The 19,656-nt window shown below is 60.9% G+C and carries 10 protein-coding genes; 7 read left to right on the top strand and 3 right to left on the bottom strand.

The genetic code is table 11. The annotated features are described in order from the left end of the window. Positions 1 to 182: 182 nt before the first annotated feature. From BT119_RS05580 to BT119_RS05560, 5 genes are read left to right on the top strand one after another with little or no spacing between them, the layout of a single operon-like run. Positions 183 to 1,415: an NRAMP family divalent metal transporter gene (locus BT119_RS05580; RefSeq protein WP_002551747.1), complete on the top strand. Its 1,233-nt coding sequence runs from the start codon at positions 183 to 185 to the stop codon at positions 1,413 to 1,415. A gap of 15 nt (positions 1,416 to 1,430) precedes the next feature. Beyond that, positions 1,431 to 2,195, top strand: coding sequence for a LamB/YcsF family protein (locus tag BT119_RS05575; protein ID WP_003366163.1), 765 nt, complete (start codon positions 1,431 to 1,433; stop codon positions 2,193 to 2,195). Positions 2,196 to 2,197: 2 nt separating this feature from the next. After that, positions 2,198 to 2,992 (top strand): putative hydro-lyase, encoded by a 795-nt coding sequence (locus BT119_RS05570; protein WP_003366165.1) that lies wholly within the window; start codon positions 2,198 to 2,200, stop codon positions 2,990 to 2,992. Between the two features lie 9 nt (positions 2,993 to 3,001). Then, complete coding sequence (locus BT119_RS05565; RefSeq protein WP_072365054.1) at positions 3,002 to 4,606, top strand: 5-oxoprolinase subunit B/C family protein; 1,605 nt, start codon at positions 3,002 to 3,004, stop codon at positions 4,604 to 4,606. Then, positions 4,603 to 6,336 (top strand): acetyl/propionyl/methylcrotonyl-CoA carboxylase subunit alpha, encoded by a 1,734-nt coding sequence (locus BT119_RS05560; RefSeq protein ID WP_054081283.1) that lies wholly within the window; start codon positions 4,603 to 4,605, stop codon positions 6,334 to 6,336. Before BT119_RS05565 ends, BT119_RS05560 begins: the two co-directional genes overlap by 4 nt. A gap of 50 nt (positions 6,337 to 6,386) precedes the next feature. Here BT119_RS05560 and mscK read toward each other — a convergent pair whose 3' ends face one another. Both mscK and BT119_RS05550 read right to left on the bottom strand, forming a co-directional pair. Further along, positions 6,387 to 9,776: a mechanosensitive channel MscK gene (gene mscK / locus BT119_RS05555; protein WP_003432039.1), complete on the bottom strand. Its 3,390-nt coding sequence runs from the start codon at positions 9,774 to 9,776 to the stop codon at positions 6,387 to 6,389. Between the two features lie 38 nt (positions 9,777 to 9,814). Beyond that, complete coding sequence (locus tag BT119_RS05550) at positions 9,815 to 11,557, bottom strand: potassium/proton antiporter (protein WP_003432036.1); 1,743 nt, start codon at positions 11,555 to 11,557, stop codon at positions 9,815 to 9,817. 250 nt (positions 11,558 to 11,807) lie between these two features. Between BT119_RS05550 and BT119_RS05545 the strand changes: the two genes are divergently transcribed. Next, on the top strand, positions 11,808 to 14,936 hold the full coding sequence (locus BT119_RS05545) for a dermonecrotic toxin domain-containing protein (RefSeq protein ID WP_072365050.1): 3,129 nt from the start codon (positions 11,808 to 11,810) through the stop codon (positions 14,934 to 14,936). Positions 14,937 to 15,039: 103 nt separating this feature from the next. Then, positions 15,040 to 17,661 carry a dermonecrotic toxin domain-containing protein gene (locus BT119_RS05540; RefSeq protein ID WP_072365048.1) on the top strand — a complete coding sequence of 874 codons (2,622 nt, stop codon included), beginning with the start codon at positions 15,040 to 15,042 and terminating at the stop codon, positions 17,659 to 17,661. Positions 17,662 to 17,683: 22 nt separating this feature from the next. Here the strand turns inward: BT119_RS05540 and BT119_RS05535 are convergent, their stop codons facing one another. Continuing rightward, complete coding sequence (locus BT119_RS05535; protein ID WP_054081286.1) at positions 17,684 to 19,486, bottom strand: acyl-CoA dehydrogenase; 1,803 nt, start codon at positions 19,484 to 19,486, stop codon at positions 17,684 to 17,686. Positions 19,487 to 19,656 lie beyond the last annotated feature (170 nt).

The raw sequence follows: 19,656 nt of genomic DNA, 5'->3' as shown, positions 1-19,656 counted from the left end.
GCAGATGCTTCATCAGGTAGCACATCTGAGTCCTCGCGTAACAACATGGTGCACATGGTTGATTCATATCACCTACATTGTTCAACAATATTATCTTTATGGATCTACAACTTGGCGCGTTTGAATGACCTTTGGCATGGTCATTGCTCTGGCAGAATACCCCTCATCTCAGGAATGCCGCCGTGACACAGACTGCCAATGAGTTCACCAAGGCGCGCCGCGCCTCTTTGATCGCCGCGATCTTCATGATGGCGACGTCTGCCATCGGTCCTGGTTTTCTGACCCAGACAGCCACGTTCACCGCGACTCTGGGAGCGGCGTTCGCCTTCGGCATTCTGGCCTCGATCCTGATCGACTTCGTGGTGCAGTTGAATGTCTGGCGCATCGTGACGCTGACCAGAATGCGCGCGGCCGATCTGGCCAACGCAGCGATCCCGGGCAGCGGTTATCTGCTCGCGGTACTGGTCATCTTCGGCGGCCTGGTGTTCAGTCTGGGCAACATCGCCGGTGCGGGCCTGGGCTTGAATGCGTTGACCGGTCTTGACCCCAAATGGGGGGGCGCCTTGAGCGCGCTGATCGCCATCGCGATTTTCTCATCGCACCGCGCCGGCATTGCCATGGACCGCATCATGATGGTGCTGGGCACCCTGAAGGTCTGCCTGATCCTCTTCGCCGCCTTTGCCTCGCATCCGCCGCTGGGCGAGGCTCTGCGCCAGACGATCCTGCCGGACATGGTCGATTTCGCGGCCATCACCACCATTGTCGGCGGCACGGTCGGTGGCTATATCACTTACGCCGGTGCTCACCGCTTGCTGGATCGCGGCACCGTCGGGGTCGAAAACATCGATGTCGTGTCCAAGGCGGCGCTGACCGGTATTCTGGTCACCGGGGTTGTCCGTTACATACTGTTTCTGGCGATCCTCGGCGTGGTCGCCAGCGGCGTCGTCATCGATGTATCCGGCCAGGGCGCAAACCCTGCGGCCCAGGCATTCACCGCTGCCGCTGGCAACTTCGGCCTGATCATGTTCGGCCTGGTGCTCTGGGCGGCCGGCATCAGCAGCGTGATCGGCGCGTCCTATACTTCGATGTCGTTCATCACGGTATTTTCCAAACGCATCACCGAGCGCGTGCGCAACCTGGCAACTGTCGGCTTTATCCTGATCACCGTGGTCGTATACGTCATGTGGGGCAAACCACCGGCCGCGCTGCTGGTCTTTGCCGGGGGCTTCAACGGTTTGATCCTGCCACTGGGCCTGAGCATTTTCATGTACGTCGGCTGGCGCCGGTCCGACATGATGGACGGCTACCACTACCCGCGCTGGCTATTGGTGCTGGGCGTGCTGACCTGTCTGCTGTCGTGGTACATGGCGTTCAAATCGGCGGGAGCCATCTTTGCCTTCATCAATGCAGCCTGATTTCGGAGAATAAAAATGCCTGCAATAGACCTCAACAGTGATCTCGGTGAAAGCTTCGGCGCCTGGAGCATGGGCGACGACGAGGCGATTCTCGATGTGGTCAGCAGCGCCAATGTGGCCTGCGGCTTCCATGCCGGTGACCCGGCCGGGATCCTGCGCACCCTTGAGGCCGCTGCGGCCCGGGGCGTTGCCATCGGCGCACATGTGGCCTACCCGGACCTGGTAGGGTTTGGCCGCCGCAACATGGACATCCCGAGCGACCAACTGACCGCCGACGTCATTTATCAGATCGGCGCGCTTCAGGGCCTTGCCCGCAGCGCCGGGACCCGCGTGAGCTACGTCAAGCCTCACGGCGCGCTGTACAACACCATTGCCGGTGATCAGCGTCAGGCCGCGGCAGTCATTCAGGCGCTGCTGCGCATTGACCCCGCGTTGAAGCTGGTGTGCCTGGCTAATTCCCCGCTGCTCGACTGGGCACGCGACGCCGGGCTTTCCTGCGTCGCCGAAGCGTTCGCCGACCGCGCCTATACCGCTGAAGGCACGCTGGTCTCGCGCTCGCGGCCCGGTGCCGTGCTGCACGACGCCGAACTGATCGCCGAACGCATGCTGCGCCTGGTGCGCGAAGGCATCATCGAGGCTGAAGATGGCCGCGAAATCAGCCTGCAGGCCGATTCGATCTGCGTGCATGGCGACAGCCCGGGCGCGGTGAACATCGCCCGCATCCTGAAAAACCGTTTGCACGATGCAGGCGTCACTGTCCGCGCATTCAATCGAGGTTGATCATGAATTCACTGCAACTCGCCCGCGAGGCAGCCAGCGCCGCCCGTGCCCGTTATCGCCAGGGATTCGTCGCGCCGACCGCCGGCGAAGCGCCCGGTCTGACCCAGTGCAACATGATCACGCTGCCGCGTGAATGGGCGTATGACTTTCTGCTGTTCGCGCAGCGCAACCCGCAAGCCTGCCCGGTGCTGGATGTGACCGAGCCCGGCAGCCACACCACGCTGTTGGCCGAACAGGCTGATCTGCGCACCGACCTGCCGCTGTACCGGGTCTGGCGCGATGGGCAACTGGCCGAAGAGCTGAGTGATGTGAGCCACATCTGGGCGCAGCACACTGATCTGGTCAGCTTTCTGATCGGCTGCAGTTTCACCTTCGAAACCGACCTGATGCACGCCGGCATCGATGTGCGCCACATCAGCGAAGGCTGCAATGTGCCGATGTACCGCAGCAACCGGATCTGCCGCCCGGCCGGCCGCCTGCAGGGCAACATGGTGGTGTCGATGCGCCCGATCGCGGCGGACCGGGTGGCCGAAGCGGCGCGCATCACCGGGCGCTATCCCGGTGTGCACGGCGCGCCGGTACACGTCGGCGAGCCTGGACTGCTCGGCATCGACGACCTGGCGAACCCTGACTTTGGTGATGCGGTGACGATCAGGCCCGGCGAGATTCCGGTGTTCTGGGCCTGCGGTGTGACCCCGCAGGCGGTGGTCATGGCGTCCCGTGTGCCGTTTGCGATTTCTCATGCGCCGGGCCACATGTTCATTACCGATATTCCGGACAGCTACTACCACGTATAGGAGAGGCTCATGCGTTTCTACCCGGCCAACCTGGATGCACTCCTGGTTGAACTGTCGAATCTGGACGAGACCCTGGCCCTGTTCGAATCGTTACAGCAGATGCCCATCGCTGGCGTGGAGGAAATCGTTCCGGCTGCCCGGACGTTGCTGGTGCATTTTCGACCAGCCGCCATCGGCTTCGAAGCCCTCGCCACACAGATCGCCTCGCGGGACATTCGTGGCAAGGCACGCGAGGCGGGCAAACTGATCGAAATACCTGTGCATTACAACGGCGAAGACCTGGCCGATGTCGCCCGAGAGCTGGGCATCAGCGTCGAGGAAGTGATCAAGCGCCACACCGGCAGCGACTACAACGTTGCGTTCTGCGGCTTTGCGCCCGGTTTTGCCTACCTCAGCGGCGGCGCCGGCTTCGTGGTCCCACGACGCAGCACGCCGCGCACGCGTATTCCGGCTGGCGCAGTGGCGCTGGCCGGTGGTTTCAGTGGCATTTATCCACAGGCCAGCCCCGGCGGCTGGCAGATCATCGGGGTGACCCCCTCAACCATGTGGGATCTGGGCCGCGACGAGCCCGCCTTGCTTCAGCCCGGCTACCGCGTGCGTTTCCAGGATGCCGGTCCGCTCCCGGAGACCCGTGTGCAGGTTGCCGCACCTGTCCGGCCGCAGGCGACGACGGTCAACGAGGACTATCTGCAGATCGTAACGCCAGGTCTGCAGACCCTGTTTCAGGACCTGGGTCGTCCAGGTCGGGCAGGGCAGGGTGTGTCCGCATCGGGCGCGCTGGATCGCGGCGCCTTGCGTGCTGCCAACCGCGCGGTGGGCAACGATCCGGCGACGGCGTGCCTGGAAATTCTCATGGGCGGGCTGACCTTCACCTGTCAGGGGCAGACTGTTGTGGCGATTACCGGGGCCCAGGTCAGCGTCGAGGTGCTGACCGCCGAAGGACAAAAGCTGCAGGCGCCGTTGTATGCACCGCTGGCTTTGCAGAGCGGCGATCAGGTGAGCATCGGTTCGCCCAGCGCCGGTCTGCGCAATTATCTGGCGGTTCGTGGCGGTTTCATTCATGAGCCGGTGCTTGGCAGCCTGTCCACTGACACGCTGGCCCAGGTTGGGCCCGCCGCGCTGGCAGCGGGTGACCGGCTGGGCTTCACGCGCAGAACTGGCGGCCTTTCAGTATCGACTGCCGAACAACCGGCCTTCGAGATGCCGCGTAGCGATGACGTCATCACCCTGGATGTGGTCATGGGCCCGCGCAGTGACTGGTTCAGCGCCGAAGCCCAGCAACTGCTGGCGCAACAGACCTGGCGGGTCACGCCGCAATCCAACCGTATCGGTATTCGCCTGGCGGGCGAGCAATCGCTGCAACGTGCCGTCGATGGCGAGTTGCCCAGTGAGGGCACCACGGTCGGCGCCATTCAGGTGCCGCCCAGTGGCCAGCCGGTGCTGTTTCTGGCCGATCACCCGTTGACCGGCGGTTACCCGGTCATCGGCGCAGTCGCCACTTACCACCTCGACAAGGCCGGGCAGATTCCGGTCAATGCCCGCATTCGCTTCAATCCGCTGAGCGCCTTCGAGCCAGTGCGCCCCGCCACTTCAGACGAGACCAAGAACAGATGAAAAAGGTTCTGATTGCCAATCGTGGCGAAATTGCCGTTCGTATTGCCCGTGCCTGCCGTGACTATGGAGTCGCCTCTGTGGCGGTGTACGCCGATGCCGATATCGACGCGCTGCACGTGCGTCAGGCCGATGAAGCCTATGGGTTGCAGGGCGAGCGCCCGACCGACACCTACCTGAATATCGAAAAGCTGCTGGCGGTTGCCGCTCGTGCCGGTGCCGACGCGGTTCACCCCGGCTACGGCTTTCTCTCGGAGCGCGCCGAATTCGCCCGCGCTGTGATCGATGCCGGTCTGATCTGGATCGGCCCCGATCCTGCGACCATCGACGCACTGGGTGACAAGGTCCAGGCCCGGCGTATAGCCCTGAAAGTCGGCGCACCGCTGGTGGCCGGTACTGAAGACCCGGTGAACGATGCCTCCGAGGTGGTCGCGTTTGCCGAGCAGCACGGCCTGCCGATTGCCATCAAGGCAGCCTTTGGCGGCGGTGGTCGCGGCCTGAAAGTCGCCTGGAAGCTCGATGAAGTCAGCGAGTTGTACGAGTCTGCGGTGCGTGAAGCGGTGACCGCGTTCGGTCGTGGCGAGTGCTTCGTCGAACGCTTTCTGGATCGCCCACGGCACATTGAAGCGCAGATCATCGCCGACCGGCATGGCCGGGTGGTTGTGGTCGGCACCCGGGATTGCTCGTTGCAGCGTCGCAACCAGAAGCTGATCGAGGAAGCCCCGGCCCCTTACCTGACCGACGAGCTGCGCCAGCGCATTCACGAGTCGGCCCGCGCGGTCTGCGCCGAAGCGGGCTATGTCGGTGCCGGTACAGTGGAGTTCCTGCTCAGCGGCGATGGCACCCTGTCGTTCCTGGAGGTCAACACGCGCTTGCAGGTCGAACACCCGGTGACGGAAGAAACCAGCGGTGTGGATCTGGTCATCGAACAACTTCGCGTCGCCGACGGCCTGCCGCTGTCGTTCGACGGTACACCTGTGCCGCGCGGCCACAGCTTTGAATTCCGCATCAATGCCGAAGACGCGGGCAACGGCTTTCTGCCGACGCCGGGGTCTATCGCGGTATTCCAGCCGCCATCCGGCCCGGGCGTGCGCCTGGACACCGGCGTGACGGAAGGCTCACGGGTCTCACCGAACTTCGACTCGATGATCGCCAAACTGATTGTCACCGGCGCAACCCGCGAACAGGCCATCAGCCGCGCTCGCCGTGCGTTGGCCGAGTTCAAGGTGGAAGGCGTGGCCACCGTGTTGCCGTTCCATCGGGCGGTCATGGACCATGACGACTTCACTGCGGCCAATACCTTTGCCGTCCACACCCGCTGGATCGAAACCGACTTCGCCGAGCACGTCACCATCGCCCCGCGCAATGCAGAACCGGCCGACCCGGGCGTGCTGCGCACCTTCGTTGAAATCGACGGCAAACGCCACGAACTGGGCCTGCCTGCTGCGCTGCTGGCCGGCATGAGCCTGAACGCTGCCGCACCGGCTGATGCCAGCCAGCCAACTGCCGAAGCCCCGGACCCGCACGCAGTACTGACGCCGGTCGCGGGCAACCTGCATGCCTGGGCGGTTGAAGACGGTGCGACGGTAGAGAAGGGACAGGTGATCGCCATCATGGAGGCGATGAAGATGGAAACATCGATACTGGCACCGTGTGCCGGAACCGTGCAGATCAGCAAGGAGCCTGGGGGGTATCTGGAAGCGAAGGTGGTGATTGGGCGGGTTGAGGCCTGATTTGATTGCTGGTGGGTGTCGACCGCGGTCGACACCCACTGTCAGTCTTCTCAATCCAGCCGCAACTCCGGCGGCTCGGGCGCATCCTTGGTCGCCGGGGTTACGGTGGTGTTCACCGGCTGCAGGGTGGTTTTTCCGGTCGGCGCATTGCCCTTGTCGCTTGGCTCTGCGGGCACCAGTTTGTATTCCAGGCCTTGGGTGTTCTTGAGGTAGATCTCCATCTGGCGGAACGAGATGTTGATGTGCTGCTTCTTGAACTCGCGATTGATGAAGCGGTTGATCTCGTCGAGTACCGGGTTGCGGTCGCCCAGGTCGCGTACGTGCATGCGCAGTTCGTGGTCGAGGGTACTTTCGCCGAAGTTCAGGAAGTAGACGATCGGCTCTGGTTCCTTGAGCACCCGAGGGTTTTCCCGGGCGGCTTGCAGCAGCAGGGAGCGCACCAGGTCCAGGTCCGAGCCGTAATCCACGCCCAGCTTGAGGGTTACGCGGGTAACGGTGTCGGTCAGCGACCAGTTGATGAGCTGGCCGGTGATGAAAGTCTTGTTCGGGACGATGATGTCCTTGCGGTCGAAGTCGGTGATGGTCGTGGCACGGATGCGGATCTTGCTGACCGTCCCCGACAGGGCGCCGATGGTGATGGTGTCGCCGATCCGCACCGGACGTTCGAAGAGGATCATGATGCCGGAGATGAAGTTGGCGAAGATTTCCTGCATGCCGAAGCCTAGACCCACCGACAGCGCTGCGACCAGCCACTGCAATTTGTCCCAGCTCACGCCCAGCGTCGACAGCGTGGTGACGAAGCCGACACCGGCGATGGTGTACGACAGCAGCGTGGTCGTCGCGTAGGCACTGCCCTGCGCGAGGTTCATGCGTGACAGCACCAGCACTTCCAGCAGGCCGGGCAGGTTGCCGGCGAGCACGAAGGTGATGACGATGATCACCCCAGCGCCGAGGAAGTCGCTCAGGCTGATCGGCACCATGCTCATGTTGGCACCGGTGCCGCTGGTGTATTCGTAGAGAATGATGTTATCGAGATAGGCGAACACAGTGATCAGCTCGGCCCAGACCAGGTACAGCGCGCCGACGAATCCGGCCAGCAGGGCCAGGCGAATCAGGCGCAGCGACTGCTGGTTGACCTGTTCGATGTCCAGCTTGGGTTCTTCGACCGGAATGTCGCTGTCGCCGTTTTCTCTGGCTGCCTGACGCTTGGCCAGCGCGCGCTGATAGGCCAGACGCCGGGCGGCCACGCTCAGGCCGCGGACGAACGTCGCCTCGACCATCAGCCAGATCATCATCAGGTACAGAGTGTCGATCAGACGGTCGCTGAGCTTGAGCGCGGTGTAGTAGTAGCCAAAGCAAACCGCCAGGAAGAGCGCGACCGGCAATGCCGTGAACACCACGCCGACGGTTTTGCGGAACAGTGAGGCATTGTGATGCGTGGGGCTTGAGATCAGCAGGCGACCGAGCAGCCAGGTCATCAGGGCGTAACAGGTCAGCACCACGCCGATCCCCAGCACGTCGTCGGCCAGTGCGGCAGGCTGGTGTTCAGCAACGGCCACCACCGCCACCAGGGCCAGAACGACCAGCCCCAGGCGTCGCACCCAGCCACGCAGGAATTCGACCTGCGCTGTTTCCCAGCGGAAGTGCAGTTGCGCAACACCTGACGGGGCGAGCACGCGGTAGGCGGTATAGAACACCAGCCAGGCAAGGGCAATCTGCAGCAAGGCCTCGCCGAGGTTGGCGTTTTGACCGCGGGCGTCGATCTGCAGCGCGTAGCCGCACAGCGCCAGCCCCAGCGCGACGGGCATGGCCAGCAGCACGTTGATCAGCAGTGCCAGCGGCGTCTTCCATTGACTGTCACGTTTGAAGTGACCGATGTCGGCGTGCAGGCGATTGAGCTTCTGGTACAGCGCCTTGCGCCTCCAGGTCAGTATGCCGATCAACAGCAGCAAGGGGAGGAACAGCAGCGGTCGCTGGGTCAGGCCGTCTGACAGTTCGCTGAGGCTGGACGTCCACGGCAGGGTGGCGACCTGCTTTTGCAGGCGCGGCCAGATATTCTGAAACCATTCCACGTCCAGCGGCTTGTTGCTGGGGATCCAGAACATCTGCTCGTCGAGTGTGGCGCGCAGCCCCTGAGCGGTACTGGTCAGCTGCTTCTGGTTCAGCTGTAGCGTGATGGACTCGTTGAGCAACGCGCTCAGCTCGCGATTGAGGCGCTCAAGCAAGTCACTGCGAGTGATGGCCAGGTCCAGCAGCGTCCGGCGCAGTTGCGGGGTGACGTTTTCAGGCGGCTGGGTAGCCAGGAGCTTTTCGACGTAAGCGGTCGGCGTGCTCATCTGTTCGCGTTGCTGGTTGATGTCGAACTGATACAGACGGATGTTGGCGATTTCGTCGGCCAGCCCCTTGTCCAGCTCCAGATGCGGCAACGCCTGCTTCTGCTTGTAGAGAATCTTGGACAGCAGCAGGCTGCCGCTCAGCACGTTGATCTGCTCGCTGAGGGCTTGATCGGTCTGGGTCAGGTTGTCCAGTTGCTGCTTGGTCTTGAGGTTCTGCTGGGTCAGCTCGTTGAGGCGATCGGTGCCGCGCAACAGGTAGTCCGACAGCTTGAGGTTGGCGGCGCTTTCGGTCGCCAGCAGGCTGCTGCCACCGGACTTTTGCGCTTCCAGAGACAGATCGGCGACCGTTTTTTGCGACTGGGCACGACGCTTGTCGTTGATCAGGGTCTGCAGGTCCTGAATTTCCTGCTCCTGACGCGCCACCTTCTCGGTCAGCAAGTCGTGCTGGCTGTTGCCCAGGTCCTGCAACTGGCTGTTGCCGGCCAGTTCCTGACGGCGCAGCAGGTTGAGGGCGTTGATCGAGGCCAGTTCTGCATTGAGCAGGTTGCGCTGGTCGGCGCTCAGGGTCTTGCCGTTGTCCTTGCCATTCTTGAGGATGGCGTTGATCTGCTGAATGCGCGTCTGATTGGCGCTGATTTCAGTCTGGGCGCGCTCAGGCCGGGTCTGCGCGGTAATGGCCAGACTGTTGGCGTCGTTGAGTTCGCTCTGCAGATCACTCTGCTGGGTGCTGCGCTGACTGAGCAGTTGCTCCAGCTGCGGCACGTCGAGGCCGCCATAGCGCTGGGCCACGGGCACCACTTTGCTTTCTTTCAGGCGGGCCAGTTCACGCTGGTTTTCCGAAGTCTGTTTTGGCGCCTGGGCGAGCTGCTGTTTGAGCGCTTCGAGCTTCTGCTCGCTGTCCTGCTTGCTGTTCAGAAACGCCAGTGTCTGCTCAAGGACCTGCTGCAGTGCCTTTTGCTCGGCGTCAGGCAGCTTGCGGTCGGCAATCTTGTCGAGGCTTTGCTGAACAGCGTCGCTGCTGGGCGGGTCGGCGGCGAGCGCCGGGAAAGAAGACAGGCAGAGCGCAAACAGTGCGGCAGCACAAAAGGAACGCAGGGAAAACATAGACACCGGTCGCATGATGATACGTGTGGGTTGGCAGTTTAAAGGAACAGTCCGGGGCCCGGGCGGGTTCCTTCGGGGAATTTGACGCCCACTTTCTGGATCTTGTTCCCGTCCATGACGGCAACGGTCCAAATAGTTCCATTCCATTCAACCTGGTCGCCCACCACCGGCTCGCCACGGTTCTTCTGCACGATGAACTGGCTGAGTGGCATTCCTGGGTCGATGCCGTCGAGTTTCAGGCCATAAAGGGCCGCCACTTCACCCAGCCTTGCGTCGCCTTCGAGCACGAAGTCGCCGAAGAAACGCAGGTCCAGCCCACGCTGCGGTGCCTGGCTGAACAATTTGCCCAGCGCCGGAAGGTCGTGTTCGTGGCCGATCACACACAGCAGATCACCCACTTCCAGTGTCGTACTGCCGGACGGATGGAGCAGTTGCTGGCCGCGGAACAGTGCCGCGATACGCGTGCCTTCCGGCATCTTCAGTTCGCGCAGTGCTGCACCGATGCACCACTTTTCGGCGCCCAGGCGGTAGACGAACAGCTCCCATTCGCTGGTGACGTGTACCTCCAGCGCGGCTCGGGAAATCGGTGCGGGATCAGGCGGAACCGTCACTTTCAGCAATTTGGCCATCCACGGCAGGCTGGTGCCTTGCAGCAACAGCGAAACCAGTACGATAAAGAACGCCAGGTTGAAGTACAGCTGCGCATTGGGCAGGCCGGCCATCAGCGGGAACACCGCGAGGATGATCGGTACCGCGCCGCGCAGGCCGACCCAGGCGATAAAGGCTTTTTCGCGGCCATGGAAGGCCTTGAACGGCAGCAGGCCGACCATCACCGACAGCGGGCGTGCCACCAGAATCATCCACAGCGCCAGGCCCAGCGCCGGAATCGCAATCGGTAGCAGATCGTGTGGCGTGACCAGCAGGCCCAGCACCAGAAACATGCCGATCTGCGCCAGCCAGGCCATGCCATCGAGCATATGCAGGATGCCGTGGCGGCTGCGAATCGGCCGGTTGCCGAGCACCAGACCGCACAGGTAGACCGCGAGAAAACCGCTGCCGTGGATAGCGTTGGTCAGGGCGAAGATCGCCAGGCCGCCGGCAATCACCAGAATTGGGTAGAGGCCGGCCGCCAGATTGATGCGGTTGACCAGTTGCAGCAGGATCCAGCCGCCGCCCAGGCCGATGAAGCTGCCGATACCGAATTCCTGGATCAGGTGCCCCAGCAGCCCCCAGTGCAACCCGGTCTGCCCGCTGGCGAGCATGCCGATCAGGGTAACGGTCAGGAACACCGCCATGGGGTCGTTGCTGCCCGACTCGATCTCGAGGCTGGCGGTAACGCGCTCGTTCAAGCCTTTGCCGCCCAGCAGGGAGAACACCGCCGCGGCGTCTGTGGAGCCGACGATCGCGCCGATCAACAGGCCCTGAATGACGCTGAGATTGAACAGCCAGGCAGCCACCATGCCGGTCAGTACGGTGGTGATCAGCACGCCCACCGTTGCCAGCGACAAGGCAGGCCACAGCGCAACCCGGAAACTGGCCACCCGCGTTCGCAGCCCGCCATCGAGCAGGATCACCGCCAGCGCAAGGTTGCCGACCAGGTAAGCGGTCGCGTAGTTGTCGAAGATGATCCCGCCGCCATCGACGCCTGCCACCATGCCCACCGCGAGGATGATGACCAGAATAGGAATGCCGAGGCGCGACGAAAGAGAACTGACCAGGATGCTTGCGGCTACCAGCAACGCGCCGATCAGGAACAGGCTGTTGATGGTGGTGGCGTCCAAGGGCGGTACTCCGTAGAAAACTGAATTGAAGCGAGAGGGGCGAAAACTGACCATGCAGTCCGCGTGCCAAGGGATTTAACCTGTTGAATTGCTTGGCTGTCAAAGAGCAATTTCGAGCGATTGACCCAGACCGGCATTCCCGGGCTCACGATTGGTTGCAGTCCAGCGGCTGACATATACCTATATACCGCAGACCAGGCCTTCTTGCTCCCTACTGTAGGCGCTCCAACCATCAAGCAGGTTTTTCATCATGGACGATGAGTTTGCAGCACATTACGACTTCGACGATGACAATAGGGATGGCGGTGATGACCCTGACGCAGAGTTCTGGGCGCGGGTGCGCGATGACTATTCGGTCAGCGATTACTTCCGCCTCAACCCGATCGCCCTGCAGTCACCTGCCGCCCTTGCTGCGCGGGATGTGGCCCAGGCATGCCAGTCGAGATGGGGTGTCGAGATCGATCCGGACGACACCCTGATCGTCACGCTGTATATCGAAGACCCTAAGCTCTATCCCGCCCCTCATCGCGCCAATGTCGCTCACTCGATGACGCTGACCGAGGCGCTGCTGCGCAACTGGCAGCAAAAGGGCAATGGCGACTGGTTTGATCACCTCGGGCATTTGCAGCCCCATCATGATGACGGTCTCGACTGTCAGATAGTGGATAAAAAACTGCCGCCCTATGACTGCGTCGCTTATGAAGCGGTGTACCGCAAATCCGATCCGCAGCATTACGATTCGACGACGCAACTTCGCCTGACTGCCGAGGCGTTCAAGCAGTACATCTGGGATCACAACCTGCAAGCCGGTTATCTCGCCTACCTGAATCAGTTCTGGCAGGCGCATGCCAAAGACTACAACCTGATGCTCAAGGCCGGTCTGTTCAGGGCGGCCTGGCTGCAAGCTGAGGAAAACACGCTCAAGGCCGAGCACAAGGACATGGTGCTGGAGGCGCTCGGGCTGCCCGCCGATCAGGGTTGGAAAGAGCTGAGCTTCGACGCTTTTGTCGCCGCGCCGATTTCCACTCGCGTGACGATTTCCGAATTGCAGGTGCATGGCTACAGCGCCGTGGACATCATGGTCATCCGCAGTGCCGATTCGCCAACCGTGCTGCTCTACATCCCCGGCAACTCGTCACCCATTCATACCTTCGCCAACGCCGATGCGCTCAAGGACTGGGTCGCGCTGATGTGCAAGGATCCAGGCAAGCGCCGGTCTTTAGAGGGGCATTTCAGTGCCACGGATGACGTCGATGGCTTTTTCTACAGTGGTGTTGCTACCGCCCTCCGAGGCTTCGCTGTCTACCCGAAGCTGCTGGACGCCGCGACCGGTGCGTGGAACCCGCGCAGACTGGTGCAGTTTGGCGAACCGCTGCAGCCCTGGCCGTTCTCGCACTTCAAGGATCGGGTCAAGGCAAAGTCCGAAACCGATGTGCTGCAAAAAATCCGCAACCACGACGACTACTGGAAAGAGGAAGTCAGCAGTGGCTTGAGCGAGTGTGTGTCTGTTCTCGGCGGCGTCGCCATCGTCTTTCCCGAGCTTATGCCCGTGATTGCGGGACTGTCTCTCGCGCTGGTGGGGCTTGGCGTCGATGCGGCAGTCAATGGTCGCACGCTCGAAGAGCGCCAGGCCGGGCTTGGGCGGATTGCCTTTGGCGTTTTGAACGCGTTGCCGATCCTTGCCGAGGAGGGCACTGCGGTCGAGGCTGGCGCTGAAACCGGACTGATTGATGAGGCGCGAGGCGATTATGAGGTTTTCGACCCCTCAACAACCGACCCGGCTATAGAAGTCGGGCCGCTTCCGGTATTCAGGGAAGAGCCGCCTGCCTTGCGTTCGCTCAATGCCAAAATGCGCCGCCTGTTGCGCGCGCTGGAAGTGACTCAAGACCTGCCGGGACTGGCGTCGGGCGAAGTGGCAGGTATGTATCCGCTGCAAGGCAAAAGTTACATCGAACTGCATGATCAGGCTTTTCGGGTCGAGTGGGTGCCACAGGAAAAACAGTACCGGATTCGCTCTGATTCTGATCCGCGTGTCTGGGGACCCTACGTGAAGACTATTGACACCGGCTATTGGGATCTTGACCTCAAGCTCGGGTTGCGTGGCGGGGAAAGCTTTGACGGCTCGCGATTGCCGCCGGCCAGTGAGGCAGAGAGCGCCGTGGTGGCGGTCGTGCCTGAAGAGCCAGCCGTCGAGATTCAGCGCTGGGGCCCCAAGGTGCAGGTCGAGGTGCCACTGGATCAGATCATGGTCGAGGAAGTACTGAGCCAGGCAAAAGGGACGGTCGTAGAGAAGTACTTCATTCAGATCGGAGGGATCAGGAAGAACGTGTATTACGATGCCGATATTCCATGCTGGCGCACTGATCCGTCTTCAAACGGCCTGGTCTGGCTGGACCGCAACGGAGTCTGGAACAGCGGGTCGGAGGATGCATTCAGGAAGGTGGAGGCAAAACTGCCACAGAGCCGCCGCTTCGAGATCTTTTCTTTCCCCCGCGTGCCCAGGTTGCCTGCAGATGCCGAGCCCATCAGCCGTGTGATTCATCATATATGGCTGGGCGAACGCATGCCGGGCGATAACCTGCTGGAACGGATGCTCGACAACATGCGCACCAGCCCGGACTTGCGCTTCGAACTGCATATCGATATCAACCACCCGACGGCGCATCAGCAATTGCTGGATTACTTCAGCGCACATCCACAGATGCGGATTTCCAGGCTCAAGGAAGAAGCGTTCTTTCCCACGTTCCTGAGTGGTGAAAATGGCGAAGCCTTCAACTATTTCATGCACTCGGATAATCGTAATTATGCGGCCGCTTCGGACATTCTGCGTTATCGACTGATCAACGAATACGGCGGCATTTATCTTGATTGCGATGACACCATTGATGTCCCTTTTGCAGGCATTCCGTTGAAGGCCGGGCCCAATGATGTATTGCTGGGCAGGCGTCTGGATGCGCCGCAATTAAGTTACAACGGGCCGGGTAACAGCCATTTCGCCAGCCACCCGGACAACCCGGTCCTGAAGAGGATTCTGAAAGAAATAAATACGCGTTTCCAGAATGAAAAACAGACCAACAAGGCGTTCTTCAGTACACGCAGACCCTTCATCGACCACAGCAGCGAAGCCTTGCGTAGCGCCTCTAGAGACCGAATGACACCGTACATGACGCGCATTTCCGACCTGACCGGTCCCAAACTCATGTCAGACGTCTTGAGAAAGCTGCGACCTGACTATTTTGATCTGCTGGAGCGTTCCTATTTGCCGGTCGATGAGGTCTTGTCCGTGTTGTACATCGAACACCTGAACGAGGCCGTGGACTTTTATTTTCCATTCAAGGGCAGGGCGAAAATTTCCCCGGGCTCCGAGAATGGTTGGTAAGGCTTCAGTGTTTGCAGCGTCAGGTGAGGGTGATAGATAGTTAGCGCCACCAACACGCTTATGAATGATTACGTGCATGACTTCTCTCTTACAGGAAGACGTCATGGCACCTACCCCCCTGGAAACATCCAAAACCGACCAGCAACTGCTGCGTGCACGTGCGCAGCAGTTCGTTCTCGATTATCCCGATCTTTACGATCTGGCCCATACCGCCGCCAGCAGGATCATTCTTCAGCACACCCAGCGCGTGTTCGCCCCGGAGCAGGTGTATTGGCATCGTTTCAGCAGTGCCAGCAGCAGTCCGCGCACGTTTACCGGCTGGCAGCATTCCGGAACGCCGGAGCAGTCGATGACCTTTATCGAGCTGCTCATGCGGCACTTCAGCGCCCACGATCAGGAAGCCAGCGACGAGCTTTCCTTGTATGGCGGTTTCTATACCGATGGCCCGGATCACGGGGTTTTCGACGAGCGCAATGAGGTGCCCATGCTCCCTCAGGACGTGCTCAAAGACATGTGGACGCTTGATTTCAGCGCGCAGTACACCCGCCGTATGGAGCGTTTCTGGAGCCTGCACAGCGAGAACTTTTGCACCCTGGTCAAGGCACGCTATCTGGTTGCCGCCAGTCACTGTCTGCGCAAGGGCCATCTTTCAGCCGACGATTTCAAGCACGTTACGTGCGTTATCACCGCAGACCCTTTGCAGACCCCTACGCTTAAGGCGTTGCAGAGCCCGCTTCCCTCAACCCCCGGTGTCGCGGTACACACGCTGGATATCGATGGCATCAAGGCCCATGACATGTTGCGTATTGTCACCGCCGCTGGCCGAGAGATCATCTACTGGCCTGATGCCGAGCAGCCTTTCATGGCGTTCGACAGTGAGCGTGCGGTGTACCGCTGGCTCAAGACCCGGTTTATGGACGAGCACGCAGACAAGGCGATAACCCGCCAGTTTCTGCGTGGGGAGGCGTCGCGGACAAAGGACGGTGAGCGGTTCTTTCGTGCGGTGAGCCAGTTGCTCACGCACGATTGGCGTGCCAACGTTCGACTCGTCAATCTGGTGCAGGCGCCTATTGCGGGCGACCCCTTCGTGTATCTGCGAGACGTCGCCCGTCAGGGAATGGCCGCCGATGCGCGTGAACTGCTGACCTCCAATGCTGATCTGCGCAAGCAGATGTGGATCGGCTACCTGGGTGCTTTCATGCAGGCGTTTGGCGGGCTCGCGCCGCTGGGTTGGCCGATCGCCTTGACGCTGGTTGGCGCAAGCCTCGCCAATACCGGTTTGAACATCGATCAGGCGCTCAATGGCAAAACCGTAGCACAGCGCAAGGCGGGCGTGCTGGGCGCGATCATCAACATCATTTATCTGCTGTTCAATCTGCCGCTTTTAATGTCCATACGTGCGGTCCCCCAGCCTGTGCCGGTGGCCGCAACCGAAGGCCAGCCGGTCTCCAGCGAGGTAATTGAAGGCGGCAGCGCGTCGGCCCATGCGCTGGACAATATGGAGGGTAACCTGCTGCTCGACAGCCTTACGCCTTCAGTCGCAGAGGGCCGGTTTCGTGGCATCTACACGCTGGGTAATGGCGAAACCTGGATCAAGCTTGCACAACTGCCTTATCGCGTGATGTTCAACGAATTGCAGCAGTGCTGGTTTATCGTCAACCCGGACAATCCTTTTGCGTTCGCAGGCAGCAAGCCGGTGCGCCTGAGTACCAGCGGGGAGTGGACGTTACTTGACTCGCCTGGTCTGCAGGGCGGTGCCCCGATGGATGTGCAGGTGCCGTCAAGCAGTACATCCGCCGCGACGGGCAAGCCTTATGTGACCGTGCATTCGGCGTTTTGGGACACGTACCTGCAAACGGACCTGTTCAATGAGCAACACTATGCCGAAATGGCCTTGGCCCGGCAGAAAGATGTGATGACGATTTGGGAGCCAGGCCCTGAAGATACGGCCATGTCGGATTCTTCACCCGAAGGCGATGAGGTGTACAAGGACCCTTGGCATGGCAAACATCGGGTTTTCAAGCTTGGTGAGGACGACTACTGCGGCAGAAATATCATGCTTTATACCCAGGACGATTCTGAATTCAATCGGTTCCTGCGTACGGGCGAGAGCAATAAGGCCAATCAGGTGCGACTCATCGAACGACTGGCCGAGGACATTCAGGTGGTGGGGTACAACAATGATGTCGAGTTGTACCGAGGCGGCAGCGGTGATCGCGGGACTTCGGGTGCCGTGTTCCGTAGCGGTCAGATCAAGGTCGGTGATGTGCTGGTGAATACTGATGTCACCTCGTTCAGCGAAAATCCCTACGTGGTCAGCGCCTTCGCCAGCAGTCGGGCCGGTGCACCCGCTAACGCCATGATCGGGCCGGTAACCTTCGATGACACCTCGGTGGTCTTCGTTTTGCCCAAGGGCCGATACCTGCGGGCGACACCGATTGCGCCGTTTTCAGCCTCTCCCGAAGAGGCCGAATCGATCTTTTTGCCCGGCTGCTACTTTCAGATCGACAGCATCGAAGAGGTGAGCGGCGAGTTTTACAGCATTATGAAAATCCAGATGCAGGAGGTCGATCGCGCTCATCCGGGGCGCGGGCTTTACGACATGCGCACGGGCGAGCCCTTCAGTCGGGAGCAGTACGCGCGCAAGCTGGGCGCAGACGCCAGGGTACTGGTCGACCGTTTTTTTCCGCAAAACCCGCTGACTGACCTGTTTAGCCTTCATTGATCAAGCGTGCGCCCGGGTTTATTTAAAACCAGTCGTCGCGCATTGCCAGGCAAGTGTCATCGCGGTTTTCCAGAATGGCCAATTCATGATGGCAGCCCGGTACTTCCCACGTCAGGAAGTATCGGGCGGCTTGCAGCTTGCCTCGGTAAAAGTCGTTGTCGGCCTGATTGCCGCTAATCAAGCCTTCTTCTGCACGGATCGCCTGTTCGAGCCATCGCCAACCTACTACCGTGTGGCCGAATGCCTTGAGGTACAGCGCCGAATTGGCCAGTGTGCTGGTGATTCTGCCCTGGGCCAGATCGGTCAACAGCCCGAGGGTGACGGCCTGCACGCGTGCGACCAGTTGCTGCAGGGGCTGGCGCAATTCGTCGAGTGCTTGATGGGTCTGGGCACGTTCGCAGGTCGCCGAGATAAGGCGCAGCAGTTGCTTGAGGCCGGTGCCGCCATTCTGCGCCAGCTTGCGGCCAAGCAGGTCGAGCGACTGGATGCCGTGAGTGCCTTCATGGATCGCATTGAGGCGGTTATCCCGGTAATACTGCTCGACCGGGTACTCGCGGGTGTAGCCGTGGCCGCCCAGGACTTGAATCGCCAGTTCGTTGGCCTTCAGACAGAACTCCGACGGCCACGACTTGACCACCGGGGTCAGCAGGTCCAGCAGTTCGTGCGCGTGCTTGCGATCGTCTTCGGTTTCGCCGGTCTGCGTGTCATCGAACAGTCGCGAGGCGTAGAGGCACAGGTCAAACGCGCCTTCCACGTAGGCTTTCTGGGTCAGCAGCATGCGCCGCACGTCTGCATGTTCAATGATGGATACTGGCTTGCTGTCCGGGCTTTTACTGTCCGGCAAGCGTCCTTGCGGCCGCTCGCGGGCATACTCCAGTGAGTACAGGTAGCCGGAATAACCCAGCATTGCCGCACCGAGCCCGACGCCAATACGCGCTTCGTTCATCATCTGGAACATGTAATTCAGGCCATGATGAGGTTTGCCCACCAGATAGCCGACACACTCACCGTTATCGCCGAAATTCAGCGCGGTGGAGGTAGTACCTTTCCAGCCCATCTTGTGAAACAGGCCCGCCAGCAGCACATCGTTGCGCTTGCCGAGGCTGCCGTCATCGTTGACCAGAAACTTGGGCACGATGAACAGCGAGATACCTTTGACCCCGCCCGGCGCGTCCGGCAGTTTCGCCAGGACCATGTGCACAATGTTCTCCGACAGCGAATGATCCCCGCAGGAAATGAATATCTTGTTGCCACGCAGCCGATAAGTGCCGTCGCCTGCCGGCTCGGCGCGTGTGCGGATATCTGACAGCGACGAGCCGGCATGTGGCTCGGTGAGCGCCATGGTGCCGAAGAAGCGTCCTTCGATCATCGGTTGCAGAAAACGCTGCTTCTGCTCGTCGTCGGCAAAACTCTCGATCAGATTGGCGGCGCCCATCGTCAGAAACGGATACGACGTGGTGCCGACATTGGCCGCCTGAAAGTGGGCAAAACAGGCTTGCGACAGCAGGGTAGGCAACTGCATGCCGCCTGCGTCGAAATCGCGTGATGCATTGAGAAAGCCGGCCTCGAGAAACGCGTTTATCGCGGGCTTGACCTCAGGAATCAGGATCGCTTCGCCATTTTCATAGCGCGGCTCGTTTTCGTCAGCCTTGCGGTTGTGCGGTGCAAAGTATTTTTCTGCAATGGCGCGCGCCGTTCCCAGCGCCGCATCAAAGGTTTCCCGCGAGTGCTCGGCAAAGCGCTCGCGACGCGTCAGACCTTCGGCGTCCAGCACTTCATACAGCTCGAAAGCCAGATTTCGGGAACTGAGCAGCGACTCGGACATGATGACGTACCTGTTCTTGGAATGGCTCAAGTCTAGGTCGGGTTGAGGGGGGAGGGTAGCAAGATTGATTCGGGTGATGGTCGAGCGTGTGCAGGGGGTATCGAGAGCGGACGCGGAGCGTCCAGAGCATGGGAACGGTCGGTGTCTTTCCGACACCTCACGTTCCGCAC

The sequence above is a fragment of the Pseudomonas sp. NFACC10-1 genome, from assembly GCF_900119195.1.
GTDB lineage: Bacteria > Pseudomonadota > Gammaproteobacteria > Pseudomonadales > Pseudomonadaceae > Aquipseudomonas > Aquipseudomonas cerasi.
This window is presented reverse-complemented; position numbering and strand designations above follow the sequence as displayed.

Bases quoted from the DNA above. Each gene is read 5' to 3' on its own strand.
- BT119_RS05560 (WP_054081283.1), top strand. From the start codon at position 4,603: ATGAAAAAGGTTCTGATTGCCAATCGTGGCGAAATTGCCGTTCGTATT.
- BT119_RS05575 (WP_003366163.1), top strand. From the start codon at position 1,431: ATGCCTGCAATAGACCTCAACAGTGATCTCGGTGAAAGCTTCGGCGCC.
- BT119_RS05565 (WP_072365054.1), top strand. From the start codon at position 3,002: ATGCGTTTCTACCCGGCCAACCTGGATGCACTCCTGGTTGAACTGTCG.
- mscK (WP_003432039.1), bottom strand. From the start codon at position 9,776: ATGTTTTCCCTGCGTTCCTTTTGTGCTGCCGCACTGTTTGCGCTCTGC.
- BT119_RS05545 (WP_072365050.1), top strand. From the start codon at position 11,808: ATGGACGATGAGTTTGCAGCACATTACGACTTCGACGATGACAATAGG.
- BT119_RS05540 (WP_072365048.1), top strand. From the start codon at position 15,040: ATGGCACCTACCCCCCTGGAAACATCCAAAACCGACCAGCAACTGCTG.
- BT119_RS05570 (WP_003366165.1), top strand. From the start codon at position 2,198: ATGAATTCACTGCAACTCGCCCGCGAGGCAGCCAGCGCCGCCCGTGCC.
- BT119_RS05535 (WP_054081286.1), bottom strand. From the start codon at position 19,486: ATGTCCGAGTCGCTGCTCAGTTCCCGAAATCTGGCTTTCGAGCTGTAT.